Origin of the sequence: Lentisphaera profundi (assembly GCF_028728065.1) — a bacterium.
GTDB lineage: Bacteria > Verrucomicrobiota > Lentisphaeria > Lentisphaerales > Lentisphaeraceae > Lentisphaera > Lentisphaera profundi.
In genome coordinates this window covers 2,517,373-2,530,805 of the sequence record NZ_CP117811.1, presented here as the reverse complement: position 1 = coordinate 2,530,805, position 13,433 = coordinate 2,517,373, and the positions used below count along the sequence as shown (strand labels likewise).

Genomic DNA, 13,433 nt, shown 5'->3' with positions numbered 1-13,433 from the left:
ATGTATTAAAGAGTCAGTTTTTCCTGCTCTATGGGATGACTGTATTTTCATCATTTAAAAATTTAAGCATGTTGTCAGCCGCATCTGCAGCCACTTTATCAATATGTATACTCACACTTGTGAGTGAAGGTGATAGTAGCTTCGTAAGGTTGATGTTATCAAAGCCAATTATTGATAGATCTGTTGGGATATTAAGCTTTAATTCTTGAGCCGCTCGATAAACACCAATCGCGATATAATCATTGAAACAGAATAAAGCCGACGGGCGAGAAGTTTGGCTAAGAAGTGATAAAGCAGCCGAGTAGCCTTCTTCAGCAGATGATCCGCAGGGATAGATAGTATCCGTTGACATTGTGATTTTGTTATTATTCATACATTCAACAAAACCAGCAGAGCGTTCTTGATAGGATAAAGAACTTTCAGGTCCCGCAAGGTAGGTGATTTTGCGATGCCCGCAATCAATAAGGTATTGAGTGGCATCTTTGGCACCACTGCGGTTATTAAAGCCAATAGACATAGAGCCAATGTCTCGACTAAGATTATCGAGCATGATTACGGGTTTACTATGAGAGTTAATCAATGAATCGATTCTGTCGCTGTTTTTTTCTTTCGCGAATGGCGCAATAAATAAGCCATCAACATTATAAGAATACAAAGTTTGTATTGCCTTGCGTTCACGTTCAGCATCGGCCATTGAGTTGAGGACAATTAGGCTATAGCCCTCTTTGTGCAAGTGGTCATCAATAATTTTAATCATTTGAGTGTAGAAGGGGTTGCTGAGATCGCGAATGAGCATGCCTATTAACTGAGAGGGTAAGCCTTTGAGAGCATGAGCCATTTTATTTGGCGTATAGTTATGTTCTTTAGCCAAGCCTAGTATTTTTTCACGAGCCTTTTCCGAGATGCCACCTTTGCCATTTAAGGCAGCAGAAACACTGACACGTGAGTAACCACATATATCAGCTAATTCTTGCATTGAGATCATACTTTACACCTGTTAAGTTAAGGGCTCTAAAAAAGCCCTGGGATAACAGGGCTATCTTTACACGAGTAAAGTATAAGAGCCTTACTCGTGTAAGTCAAGTGCTTATTGAAAGCTTTTCGAGAAAGACAATATTTAAGTTCTAAGTGAAGTCATTGAGTTCACACGATCGAGTGAACCGAAATGAGAACGAAAAATCAACGTTTTTTCGTTTTTTTCTTCTTTTTTGGTTTTTCCAGACGCTCGAGTTCTTGTGAGCTACGCTCAAAGGCAAATTTGAAGGCTTTGTTTTCGGCAGGAGTATGAGCTTTATTCATTATTTTGATTAATGCCGAAACTTTTTCCGGGAATTGTTTGGATAAGTCTTTATTTTCAGAAATATCTGTCTCTAGATCAAAGAGCTCAATTTTTGGGTTGAGGTCAGTATTAGTTTTATAGAGAATGAGTTTCCATTTTCCCATACGAATGGCGCGCTTGCCACCTTGTTCAAAAAATTCCCAGTAGAGGTAGTCGTGTTGTTTTTGTTCTGCATTGTTAAAAAGAGTAGGGACCATGGAGATGCCATCGGTGTCAGCTTGGACTTCAGCACCAGCAAGTTCACGAAGAGTGGGAGATATATCCCAAAAAGCTGAAATATGATCAGTAGTACGACCTGCGGTTATCTTTCCTGGCCAGTAGGCAATCATGGGAGTGCGAACACCTCCTTCATACATATCGCGCTTGCCGCCGCGAAGAATACCGTTGGAATCAAAGCTGTCACGTTTATGTCCACCTTCTTGCATGGCTCCATTATCACTAGCAAACATGATGAGAGTGTTTTCTGCAATGCCTAGATCTTCAAGTTTTTTAATGAGTAAACCGACGTTGTAATCCATGTAAGAAATCATGGCGGCAAATGTTGTTTTCGGTTCTCTGTCGTATGAGTAATGAGGGTGCTTTTTTTCGGGCAAGAGTTTTTCCTTTAAAATGGGGCGGTACTTGGCTTTCCATTCTTCTTTAGCGCGAAGGCTAGCATGGGGTATTTGAAAAGCTAAATGAAGAAAAAAGGGACTATCCTTGTGTTCTTCCACATAGTTGAGAGCTTCGTTCATGACTACTTCTGAGCTATAGTTATCGCCCTCGTGTAAGGTGTTGTTTGGGTATTCAACTTTAGTGACTTCGCCGTCATTGCGCCATAAATAAGTAGGAAAATACCAATGGGCTTGTGTATGAGAAGTGAAGCCAAAAAAGTAATCAAATCCTTTTTGTAAGTGAGGCTCGCGTCATCGGTATTACAGCCCATTCCCGATTTACCGATCATAGCGGTGTGATAGCCAGCTTTTTGGAGAGCTTTTGGAAAAATAAGGTCGTTGGGGTCGGGACGCATTTGCAGGTGACCATTACCACGAACGTAAGTATTACCGGAATGTTTTCCTTCTAATAAACAGCTACGAGAAGGGCCACATACAGTGCTTCCTGAATAATGTTGCGTAAAGCGCAAGCCATTGGCGGCCATTTTGTCTAAGTGGGGTGTTTGGATGACTTTTTGTCCATAGCAACCCAAGTCACCATAGCCTAAATCATCAGCAAGGATATAGATTATATTTGGCTTCTCAGTTGCATTGAGTACAAGTGCAAAAAATATCAGTGAAAGAATTTTTTTCATGTGTGTGGTTCCTTAAGTATAATTGATAGCTTCAGGTTTATTCTCAATAAAAGGAGAAACCTTTCATGCGTATTTCAGATAAACTACAAAATAGAGCTCGATCTTAACAGAGGAACGCTACTTTTGTTTAAAGTTTACGGTTAAGAGCTTCTGATATTTTAATTTTATCGTGATCAAAGAGCTCTGGATTGATTTCGCGGCGGTACGCAAAGGCTTTTGAGAGTTCTTTACTTAACCTTAAGGGATGATTTAGAGCAAAACCTGAGGCTTCGATAATACTGCTTAGATTTCGTTTGCTAAGTTTGATTAAGCTTATAATGAACGTAGGAATCAGGATGATGAGTAAAGCATTGAAGAGTCCATTTAAGACATCAGAAATATTAAAAGATGAAAGCTTGGCAATAATATAAGTGAAAGATGAGCCCAGTGCGGCAAAAGTAAAAATCAGATCACGAGAAGAGTTAGCATTCGTGCTACTATTTTTTGTAGGGCTTGAATTAAGCTCTTTTTGTAGGTTTGAAGTGCTCGAATTGACTTGTTTTTCTAGGTTTTTTTCAGAGCTGGAACTAATCTTCTCAATGGAGCTGACAATGAGGTTTGAAATTTTTCTGAATGGATTGACCATGGAGTCAATAAGGCTTACGGGAGTATCGATAATTTTGACGATTTGAGCATCGCGATGTTCGCCATTGACAGTGATTAAAATACCTCGTTTGCCAACGGTGTTTATTTTATTGCGAAGAGCGCAGACAGGTGCGCATATATACTGTGGTTCATGCTCATTTTTTTTGTTTATTTTTAAATAAATACAAAACATACCTGAGCTCTTAGCGACTTTACTGTGTTCATCAACTTTGTCTACGGGGATGGTGAGGTCAAAGACCCGACCATCTAAGATCAGCGTGCCTGCTTCAAAAGCGGCGCGTTTCTTCGGGATATAAAAGTATTTATAATTGACGAAATTATTGCAGAAATCAACAAAGTATTGTTGTAAGATGATTAATTCTTTGAGTTGATTCCGGAGGCGAAGTTTTTCGCCTAAGACCAGGTCTTCTTGGATTATCTGGCTAAGAGTCTCAAAATGATCCTTATCTAGATAATCTCTTAGTAAAACTTCATTTAAATGACTAATGTCACCTTCAGGTCGTTTGCTCATCCATTTCGAGTAAGTGTCTAAAGCCTTTTTAGTTTCATCCCAAGTTTCTTCATTGAGTTCAGTTACTGGTCGTCCTAAAATTTTATGTAAATAATCATTAAAGAATTTTTGGAACAAGCTTTCATAAAGTGGATTTAAGGGATTGCCGGGTCGAAGTGATTTTTGTTTTTTTATGGGACTCAGAGGAAGGCTCTGTAGTTCTTTGGTAACTTTGCTACGATTTTCAAAATTATCACTACTGATGGTGGAGTGAGTCAGTTCGTGGTCCATCGAGGCGCAAAACTCTAAGGCTTTACGAGCTTGGAAGAAGTGATCGATTTGGTCGTGAAGTTGAGTGTAGAGATCCCATATTTCATCAATATGATCTTTGAAACTTAGTTCGTGTTGTTCGCCTTCATCAATCCAGTTGAGATAATCGATGACTTGTTGATGAAAAGTATCTAAGGCTTTTTGATCAAAGCCATTACGTCCAGATAAATCTAGTGAATTCTCACAAGTTTTGACGATGAGTAGTGCTGTTTCGCGTAGTGTCTTATCATCTAAATCTTCCGGGGGAATGACCCCGTCGCCATTACGTATGCCTCTAGACAGTAGCAGTTTGTCGTTTTCGAGATCTTTAAGTTTGATGAGTTGGGGATTACTTAAATTGAGATTTTTACATACTTCTTCTGCACATTCGACCAAGTTTTTTTTGTCGTCTTTGAGATGTGCAAAATCGAGTTGATCACTTTTTTGATCAAAGGCTTCGAGAGAGTTATAGTGACTGAGGATATGTTTTGAAAAATGAATTATATCTTCAGAAAAAATGCGTCCTGATTTATTACGATCTAGGAGGTCTTTAATACTACTAGGAAAATTTAAGTGCTGACTAGGGGCGCTTGTGCACATCCAAAAAGCTTCGTGTAATTCTTGAAGTAAGGCAATATCTTCGGCACACTCGATGACAAATTGTCGACTCCCACCGAAATTTTTAAGTTTAGCTTTGTCCATGATGTGAAAAAACTCCCTAAGTATGTAGTTTGAAAAACAAGAGACAATATAAACTGGCAAAAGAGAATAAAAAAGGTCAAAAAGATGAATATTGAAATGTGTGAATTTACGAAAAGGCAGTACAAATCAGACTTTTACGGGACGCGAGTAAATGAAAGTATGGTAGGAAAAATGATTTTTTTAGCTAAAAATCCTTATGAAATCATTCCAGGTTATGCTGATTTTTGTTGCATAGCGGTTTTAAAAAATCGCGATGAATCAGGGAACTATATTTTTCCAGACTTGGAAAGTTTAACTATTGAGAGAGCATTAGCCGAAGAAATAGGGGCCAAACTTCATTGTGCCTATGAGACTCGTAATGACAAGGAAGTCGCTGTACTCGTTGATTGGGTAAGTGGCATTCCTGCAGGTAAAGCTGAGTGGATTCATTTGATTTTGTACTCCAAAGAACAGATGGAAAAAGAAGGTGATAAAGTTGATGCGGATTGGGCAATAGTATCGATCAATGGGGCCGCGACTAAAGAAGTAGAACCCATGAGACCTATAACAGCAATGCGCAATGCTTTAGGCGTAGAAGAAGGGGGGTCGGGAGTGACTATTGATCGTAGAGCTTATCAAGAAAGCGTAGATTTCTGGTCGAAATATATCATGATTCGCCGAGAAGAAGCATAAGATGAAAGTGGCGGTAGTTGATATAGGTTCAAATGCAATAAGAAGTACTTTCTACGGCATAGACCAGATTCATGGAGATGAAATCCTGATGAAAAAGCTTTCTTATTTACGTTTGCCGATTCGTTTGGGAGAAGACGTATTTAAAGATGGTAAGATTTCATTATCCAAAGTGAGTAAGGTCTTGAGCATGGCCCATGCTTTCAAGCACTTGTGTATGATTCATGAAGTTACGGATTATCGCCTAGTAGCGACTTCTGCAATGCGTGAAGCAGAAAATGGTCAAGAGTTAATTGACTTAGTGAAATCACAAATAGAAGTTGAGATTGAGCTCATCTCAGGCGATGAAGAAGCCGAGATGATTTTTGAGAGTATTTTCTTGTGTGATCAAGTTGATTCAAAGGGCTCGTACATGACTATTGATGTCGGAGGAGGAAGTACAGAAATAACTTTTCTAAATAAAGGCGAGCGCTGCGAAGCTAAGTCTTTTCGTTTAGGCTCAGTGCGCTGTAAGAATGATGTAAATCAAAAAGAATGGAAAAAATTTCAGGTGTGGGTTAATCAAAATGCTCTGAAATATAAGCCTCAGAAGGCAATTGGTACGGGTGGGAATATTAATAAAATGCACCGCCTTTGCGGCTATCGCAGTAAGCCTTTACCACTCAAAGAATTTCAAGAAAAAGTGGCCTACTTAAAACAGTTTACTTATCAAGAACTTATTGAAGAAGAGAAATTAAAAACAGACCGAGCCGATGTGATTATTCCGGCTTCTAAAATATATCTTGAAGCGATGATTCAGGCGGGTGTAGAGAGTATTATCGTTCCGAAAGTTGGCTTGGCAGAAGGGGTGGCAAGAAAACTATTTCGAACCCATTTAGAAAAACAGGACTTATTTTAATTGTGTGTAAGTGAAATCACGATATTCCGCAGACGTATAAAAACTGGCTAAACCCAGCGGGATGGAGGGATAGACTTCCGGGCGGATACTGAGTTTTTTTCCTTTGGTATTAAGCTTGATGATGGTTTTGTCATCGACTTTAACAGTGACAAATTGCTCATAAACGCGTAATTTGATTTTATACCAGCGCTGATTTTCTATATCTAAATTTAGGGTCGTTTCATTTTCTGAAGCATCTAAATTATTAATGCTAGAAAGTCCCGTAACAGTACTTCCCCAGCCATCAATGATGAGCGAGCAGTAATCTGTATTCACGGGAAAAGTTAAGGCGCAAAAAAAGTCATTGCCTATGAGTCGTTTAGCTTCAAATTTAATTTCATAAGAAGTTTTAGAGGGCAGTTCTTGGGTCCAAGTAACACCATTAATGGGATCTCCCATGTCTAGGATTAAAGAGTTCGTTGCAAAGTTAATATCTGCCGAACTACCGTAATTTGATCGGCTCCAAGAGTGATCTTTTGCAAGCAAGTCAATGGATTGATAGGAACTCTGACAAGAACAGAGAAGTAAAATAAGAATGAGAGAGCTTTTCATATGGTCATAACTTTTGTTGTAATATATAGCAAGACTTCGGTGTATTATACATTCAGATATGACCTGAGTAATAAATTCTACATAAATTTAGCTAAAACTCCTAAATAAATTTCCTTTCTATTACTTGAGGTGTTTTTTTATATGATGAACTTATAAAAACCAAAGGAGACGCTTATGTCAATGTATATGTTAAATTGTCCAACCTGCCTCGTGGAAAAACCTGAAAGTTGTAAACATGTTCGCAAAATAGAAGTTGATTCAGGATCGGCAGAAAAGTTTTTCACTTGCCAACAGTGCCATAAAGACTATGCGGTTTTAGATGACGATCCTAAACATTTTGTTGTAGGACCTGAGTTAGAGCGCGTCTAGGTTAAGCTCAACAGTTTTTTGACTTTTAGCTTCTTTAGGAGCTAAAAGAAAGAGACGTGAAGCGGGGATTTTTAATTCCTCGATAAGATATTGCTTCACGACTTTCGCTCTGTTAATAGCGAGATCCTCCAGCTCATGATCCTCCAATTTAAAATTCTCTAATAAGAAATCGAATGCAATTTGTTCGATTTCTTTTTTTTGCGCCAGCTTCTCAATATCGTTTAATTCATTTTTTTGTACGACGTCAGAAGAACTTTCACGTACATCAACTTGTGTACTTGAAGGGCGACGTGCTCGTCTACTCTGGAATTTACCCGTACGACTTCTAAAACTCCTACGAGGTGTCGTTTTTTCTGGTTCTTGGTAAACGATCTTCTCATTAGAGGCGGAACCTAGAACTCTAGTCTGTAAGGCTTTCCATGTTTCTCCACTTTGGGCCTCATACATTTTGGCAAGAACTAAGAGTTCTGCATTTTCGATACTAGAGTTTTCTTCACGGAGCAAAGTAGATTCAGCTACGATTTTTTCATTTAAGTGCTGTTTCTTTAGTTGATCACGATCGATATTATGATCGAAATAGCCAGTTATGTTTAAAGCTAAAGTAGGGCGTTTGGCTAAAGCCTCACTCAAAGTTTTAAGCTTATCTTGTTCACTTTGAATTAAGAGCTTTTCTCCAGCATCAAATTGAAGTGAATTCAGGTCCTTTTGACCGCTCTTGGCGAGGTTCGCAAGGAGACTGAATGGAGAAGTTGCGGCTTTGACAATGATATTGGTGAAAACTTTCCAGATTAAGTTTAGTACGCTAAAACTAGGGTCGTTAATGTTACCATGGATATTTAAGTCAAGATCAATGTTTTTGTTGTAGTCACGGATTAAAGCAACGCCTAGCTTAATAGGTAAATTAACGGCTTTATCGCTATCCACAGATTGGCCTAGTTCAAATCTTGACATAAGGACTTGGTTTTTTCCATCGAGTTCGTTGTTTTCCAAGGTGTAGTTCATCTTTAAGGATAATTGGCCTTCTTGTAGTTTGTAGCCTATGAAAGTGCCCGAGTAGGGACTGAATGATGTAAGTCCAAGATTATTTAAATCTAGCGCCATATTTAAGGCAAAAGGACTAGCTAAAAAGCGACTGTTACCTTTTATGTTTAAGGGTGCATGATTATTAACAAGGCCTTGGAAGGTCCAATCGGACTGTTGATCGGGAGCATTAGTGATTTTGTTAACCGAGCCAGAAAATTTATCTAAAGATATAGAAAATTTAGGACTGATACTAGCGTCGTTAAATTTAGCATGAGCGTTATCTAGGGTGAATTTTTTGATTTCTATTTGAGGCTTTAAAGTGGAGGATGGAGCTATTTCATCGTTGCCTTTCTCTTTTTTATCGGGCGTCGTCGTTTTCTTTAATATTTTACTTAGGTTAACTTGCGCATTACTATCAATTGCGAGATACATCTTAGGACTCTCCAACTGAACTTCATCAACTTTGATAATAAGTTTCTGAGGGTCGATATTAAATTCTTTGATTGCGAAAGATTCAAAGGAGGCTACGGGTGAGTTATTGAGGTCATTAAGTTGAAATTTGGAGCTAAGGAAATTTCCTGATAGAGATGCCTGGCCATCTATATAGGTGAGTTTAGATTCAGTTGAAATAAGGCACTCTGCAAGCTTTGCATTTACAAATTGAGATAGATAATTCTGTAAGCTTGTGAGCGACAGTGAGTCAAGCATGATTGTTGATTCAAGTTTGATAGGAGTTAAAGACGTTTTTGATGTCACCTTAAGTTGAGCGTCTTGGTTGATCGTTGCTTTGAATGAACTCTTAAAAGAATGATCTTTTTTATTATTTAATTCGGTTACTTCTAAGTGCATATCATTGAGATTTTGACTTGAACCTTGACCTAAAGCATCGTCAGTAAACTGTAGGTTCATTTGGCTAAGATCTACCTTTTGAATCTGGTAATTCCAAGCCAGAGGAGCGTGAGCCTCCTGAGGACTGCTTGGACTTAGAGGCTTTTCTTCAGCCGAGGCTTGTTCATATTTTTCTAAAGCTTTCATCAATTTGGTGAAATCACTCGCACGGATAAGATTTAGTTCTTTGCCCTTATTCAAATGAGCATTGATTTGCAAGCCTTTGAGCTCCACATTTGCAATATTGAGCTCTTTTGTATTTAAGTTTGCACTTACTTTATCGATTAAAAAATGCTCTAAGTTAATGAGTTCTTTAGAATTTAATTCTTGGATTACTAATGAGCTCAAATTGAGCGCGCCATCACTCGTACTTAGTTTTAGTTCATCACCAAATTGAATCTGTGCACGGCTCATGAATTCTAATTCACCAGAAATCACTTTAAAAGGCAACTCGGTAGCAAAGTGTTCTGCGGCATTGGCTAAGTTGATTGATCTAATATGAAACTCGCCCGAGCCTTTGCGCGTCATGAGGTCAAGCTCGCCCAAGATGTGTATGCGTGAATGGGCATCGACGGATTCATAGGCTTTTAATAATTTAGTGTCACTAAATAGTTCTTTGTTAGTGAGTGTATCTTTTAGAGAGAAATCAATGAGTTCGATTTCAGTTTTTAGCTCACCTTTAATTAATTGATAATCATTGTTGAGTGCGATGTCAAAGTCGGCTTGTTGAAGTAGTGAGCCTTGCTGAATTGTGATAGGTAGCTCAAATTTATTTAGATAAGGATTAGAGAAATCTAATTGGAAATTATTTAATTGAATATTGCCAGTACTTTTTACGGGGAAGAGGGCCCCTTGTGACTTGAGCTCAAATTTGGCAGTATCATTAAGTTGGAATTGACTCGCGAAAGTGAAATTTTCGGAATGTAAGTTGCTAAGGTTCTTGAACTCAAAAGTAAGTTGTTCGATTTTAGCATGAGGTTTTGCCGTCGTGCTTTCATCGGTGAAATAAACATTGAGTTGATTGCCACGAAATTCTTTCACGAGGAAGTTAATAGGCGAGATTGACTGGTCTTTAGGATTTGTAGCGGGAGTACTTGATTTAACTTGTTGATCACCGATAAGAGCTTGGGAAAAAGCATCTAAATCCGTTAATTTAAGAGATTTAGGTAGACCCGTTTCAAGTAAAGTAGAGTAAGCTTTGCTATCTTTGATTTCGATCAGTGGCACAATTAGTTGGTTACTTACTAAATCATATGAAAAGTTAGATATGTTGAAACTAGAGAGTTCGATCAGTGGCGATTGATCTTTGTATTGTACCTGAAGTTGATCTAAAGATGCATTGCCTTTACTTAAGTGAAAGGAAATTTCATCTTTGATGGATGTTTGGTAATTAAAATTTAACCCGATGTCACCAGAGAGAATGGTAAAGGGGAGTTCATCGTTAAAAACATCACTGATATTTTTAATTTTTGCTCCTGTTATATTTACACTACCGTTAGACTCGAAAGGATCTAAATTAACTTGTCCTTTCCAGTGTAACCCTGCATCATGTTCGGTTAAAATTCGGAAGTCATAACGATTATTATTATCTTTATATATTTTAGTATGAAAGTTACTAACGCTAAGATTAATTAATGGTACTTCGAGAGATTTTTCTTTTGAGCGAGATTTATCCTTAATTTTCACTTGGCCATTACTAATGGTGAATGAACGAATGAAGAGTGGAGGTAGTCCACTGGATTCTTCGACTTCTTCTGCTTTCGGCAAATTATTTAAAGTTTCAATGATATCACTAAAATTGAAAAGACTGGCGCTGAGTCGAGAAATCTGTACTTGTGGCTTTCGAATAGCAATTTCATCGAAGTTCCATGAAAATGTAAAAATAGAACTCAGTTCAAAGTTGATATAAACTTCATCCCATCGTAAAAAGCTTGTTTGGTTTTTTTCGAGGATCGCAAAGTTTTTGATACTTATACTATTACAGAAAGGGTTGATAGAAATTTTTTCTATTTCTACAGGGCGTTTAATTAATTCAGATAAGTGTTTCTTTGCCTGTGAGCGAATGATAAGAGGAGCGATGAGCCCTAGAAAAATGAAATAAAATAGGGTGCAGGAAAGGAGTGTGATGCGAATGCGCCGTGACTTTTTGGTTTGGCCTAATACCGCAGAGAGATTTTTTAACATAGTGAATTGAGTGAGTTTATTGTTTGGTTATATTTTACTAAAAGTATACCGCACTCTGAAAAATGAAGCATCATTTAGTCATTTTTAATAAAAAACTGTGACTTTAGGGATCGTATTTACTAGCGTTTTTTTTGAAAAAGTGGCTAATGCTTATGGGATAACTTATATTAAAGAATAAGCATTTTTTGGAGTTATCAATGAAGCAACTACAGAGATATTTGATTTTTATATGCCTGGCATACCTGTGTTCTTGTGCATCAAAAGATGAAGGTAGTTCTGAAGTAGTGAAAATTGAGGATAAAGTTAAGATGGCTGAAAAGGCCGATAAATCTGTTTTGGGTAGTGTCTTAGAAAACCCCGATATTTATTTGAATAAAACACTCTCACTCAAAGGGATGCTTGATGCAGTTGAATTTAAAAAAATAGGCAAACATATCCATTTAGTGAATTTTAAGTTCATACCAGAAGAGCGTATTGATGAATGGGCTCAAATTCGTTATGATGCAGAAAAATATACCTTTATAACACGCTTAAAGGAAGCGGATAAAAGCTTCACGAGTCATAAGGATGTTGACTTATATATTCGTCCAGAAGCAGCTAAGAAAATGGCGGCAATGGCGCATGATTTTAAGGCCGCTTGCCAAGAAGTGAAAGCCATGGGTTATGTTTTGAGTGGCTTAGGAAAAGACTCTCTTTCTTCTGGTGTGGATGAGATTGCTGAAGCTTTCGAACAATTGGGGGATGGATTTTTTGCACTGGAAGCGGCGGCAAATAAAGGCAAGGAAGCAGCCATAGAAGATAAAGAGCTGAAAGAGAAGTGCGAAGCTTTTGAGGAATCTTTGTTAAGCGGAGGCCGGATTCTCTTACGGCTATCGAAACAATTACAGACCTCGCAAATACTTTTGACGAAAGGTTTACATTCATTTGACTATGAGAACCGGCTCAGTCTAAAGAATTCTTATGCGATACTAACTCAGTCGAGTATGATCCGTGCTCACGCATGGTACAGGAGGCAAGAAGGTAAAGTTCAGCAAGCTGAAATGAGTTTAGCTTTAGCAAAAGCCTTAACTTTTGTTGGAGAAGGGAATAAAACGCTGCACTTAGGGTTTAAAGAATTAGCAGTAGAATTGGACAAAACGGCGGTGAATTATGCACTCAAGGCAGGTCCTGCTCTTCGGTGCGCATATATTGGTTATAATCGCAGTCATTTGGATCGCTGTTCTCAAAAGTTAAAACAGGTGCCAGGCAATATTCCCGTTACAATTACGGGAACCTTATTAAAAAGTAATTTAAGAGAGCAAGTAGGAGTTTTGTGGTTAAAATTGAATTCTTTTGAAGTCGATGGTTTTAGTATGTTATTTCCCTTTAACGACAAAAGTTCTTCGGAAATTAAAGCCTCTGATTTGTATGAATGGATGGATGGAGTTGATGAAAAATGAAATGGCTCTTAGTACTAGTCTTGCTATATGCATCCATAAGCTGTTCAAGTACACATACAGTGGATCGTATTGATGCCGAGGCAATTCAGGTTGAAATTAAAGAACTCGTGGAAAATCCTGATAAATATAAGAATAAACTCGTAAAATTCAGTGGCTATTTGATAGGTTCTGAATACTCACAGTATGATGATGCTGAGATGTTTATTTTGTGTCTAGCCGATGAACCTATGAATGGAGAGCTAACTCAGCGGATTATTTTTCCAGAAGTGAAGTTCAAACTCCGAGTTGCTGAAGATGGTTACAACGATGCGGTCCTTAAACAATGTTATACCTTGAGTCAAAAAGCGGGAAAGCTGGGCCTGCCTGTAGGAGTGGTGGGGGTTTATGCGCCTGGTCATCCCTACTTTTATTACCAAAAAGGAGTGGATGTCTATTTACAAGAACTTCATATAGACGCGAGAATGCTTAATACTGATTACGATGATCAATCGAAATTCTCTCATGATGCACCTGGTACATTTAAAAAAGTTTATAAAGGTGGTAAAAAAGTCTTTGAAGTCATAAAAGGTCTTATTCCGTAAAGTATTACGAATATTATC

The 13,433-nt window shown here is 38.0% G+C and carries 10 protein-coding genes and 1 pseudogene; 5 read left to right on the top strand and 6 right to left on the bottom strand.

What is annotated here, in order from left to right:
- Nucleotides 1-28: 28 nt before the first annotated feature.
- The 4 genes and pseudogenes from PQO03_RS10355 to PQO03_RS10340 all read right to left on the bottom strand — a co-directional run bounded on the left by PQO03_RS10355 (nt 29) and on the right by PQO03_RS10340 (nt 4,773).
- Entirely contained in the window at nt 29-985 is a 957-nt protein-coding gene (locus tag PQO03_RS10355) for a LacI family DNA-binding transcriptional regulator (RefSeq protein WP_274150156.1), read from the bottom strand.
- Between the two features lie 194 nt (nt 986-1,179).
- Nucleotides 1,180-2,166, bottom strand: a pseudogene (locus PQO03_RS10350) (sulfatase-like hydrolase/transferase); the annotation flags it as partial.
- Nucleotides 2,076-2,627 carry a sulfatase-like hydrolase/transferase gene (locus PQO03_RS10345; protein WP_274150155.1) on the bottom strand — a complete coding sequence of 184 codons (552 nt, stop codon included), beginning with the start codon at nt 2,625-2,627 and terminating at the stop codon, nt 2,076-2,078. The gene PQO03_RS10345 and the pseudogene PQO03_RS10350, both read right to left, overlap by 91 nt.
- A gap of 127 nt (nt 2,628-2,754) precedes the next feature.
- The gene (locus tag PQO03_RS10340) at nt 2,755-4,773 is read right to left on the bottom strand and encodes a hypothetical protein (protein ID WP_274150154.1); all 2,019 of its coding nucleotides are present in this window, start codon (nt 4,771-4,773) and stop codon (nt 2,755-2,757) included.
- An 84-nt stretch (nt 4,774-4,857) separates the two neighbouring features.
- Here PQO03_RS10340 and PQO03_RS10335 point away from each other — a divergent pair, with 84 nt between their 5' ends.
- A complete protein-coding gene (locus PQO03_RS10335; protein ID WP_274150152.1) occupies nt 4,858-5,445 on the top strand; it encodes a DUF3228 family protein in 588 nt (195 codons plus the stop codon).
- A gap of 1 nt (nt 5,446) precedes the next feature.
- Entirely contained in the window at nt 5,447-6,340 is an 894-nt protein-coding gene (locus PQO03_RS10330; protein ID WP_274150151.1) for a Ppx/GppA phosphatase family protein, read from the top strand.
- Here the strand turns inward: PQO03_RS10330 and PQO03_RS10325 are convergent.
- Nucleotides 6,332-6,931 carry a hypothetical protein gene (locus PQO03_RS10325; protein ID WP_274150150.1) on the bottom strand — a complete coding sequence of 200 codons (600 nt, stop codon included), beginning with the start codon at nt 6,929-6,931 and terminating at the stop codon, nt 6,332-6,334. The two genes, PQO03_RS10330 and PQO03_RS10325, sit on opposite strands and share 9 nt — an antisense overlap.
- Nucleotides 6,932-7,105: 174 nt before the next feature.
- Here PQO03_RS10325 and PQO03_RS10320 point away from each other — a divergent pair, with 174 nt between their 5' ends.
- The gene (locus PQO03_RS10320; RefSeq protein WP_274150148.1) at nt 7,106-7,300 is read left to right on the top strand and encodes a hypothetical protein; all 195 of its coding nucleotides are present in this window, start codon (nt 7,106-7,108) and stop codon (nt 7,298-7,300) included.
- Here the strand turns inward: PQO03_RS10320 and PQO03_RS10315 are convergent.
- Nucleotides 7,286-11,395, bottom strand: a complete 4,110-nt coding sequence (locus PQO03_RS10315; protein WP_274150146.1) for a DUF748 domain-containing protein — start codon at nt 11,393-11,395, stop codon at nt 7,286-7,288. The genes PQO03_RS10320 and PQO03_RS10315 overlap by 15 nt on opposite strands.
- A 197-nt stretch (nt 11,396-11,592) precedes the next feature.
- Between PQO03_RS10315 and PQO03_RS10310 the strand changes: the two genes are divergently transcribed.
- Nucleotides 11,593-12,834: a hypothetical protein gene (locus PQO03_RS10310; RefSeq protein WP_274150143.1), complete on the top strand. Its 1,242-nt coding sequence runs from the start codon at nt 11,593-11,595 to the stop codon at nt 12,832-12,834.
- Complete coding sequence (locus PQO03_RS10305; protein ID WP_274150141.1) at nt 12,831-13,415, top strand: hypothetical protein; 585 nt, start codon at nt 12,831-12,833, stop codon at nt 13,413-13,415. Before PQO03_RS10310 ends, PQO03_RS10305 begins: the two co-directional genes overlap by 4 nt.
- Nucleotides 13,416-13,433 lie beyond the last annotated feature (18 nt).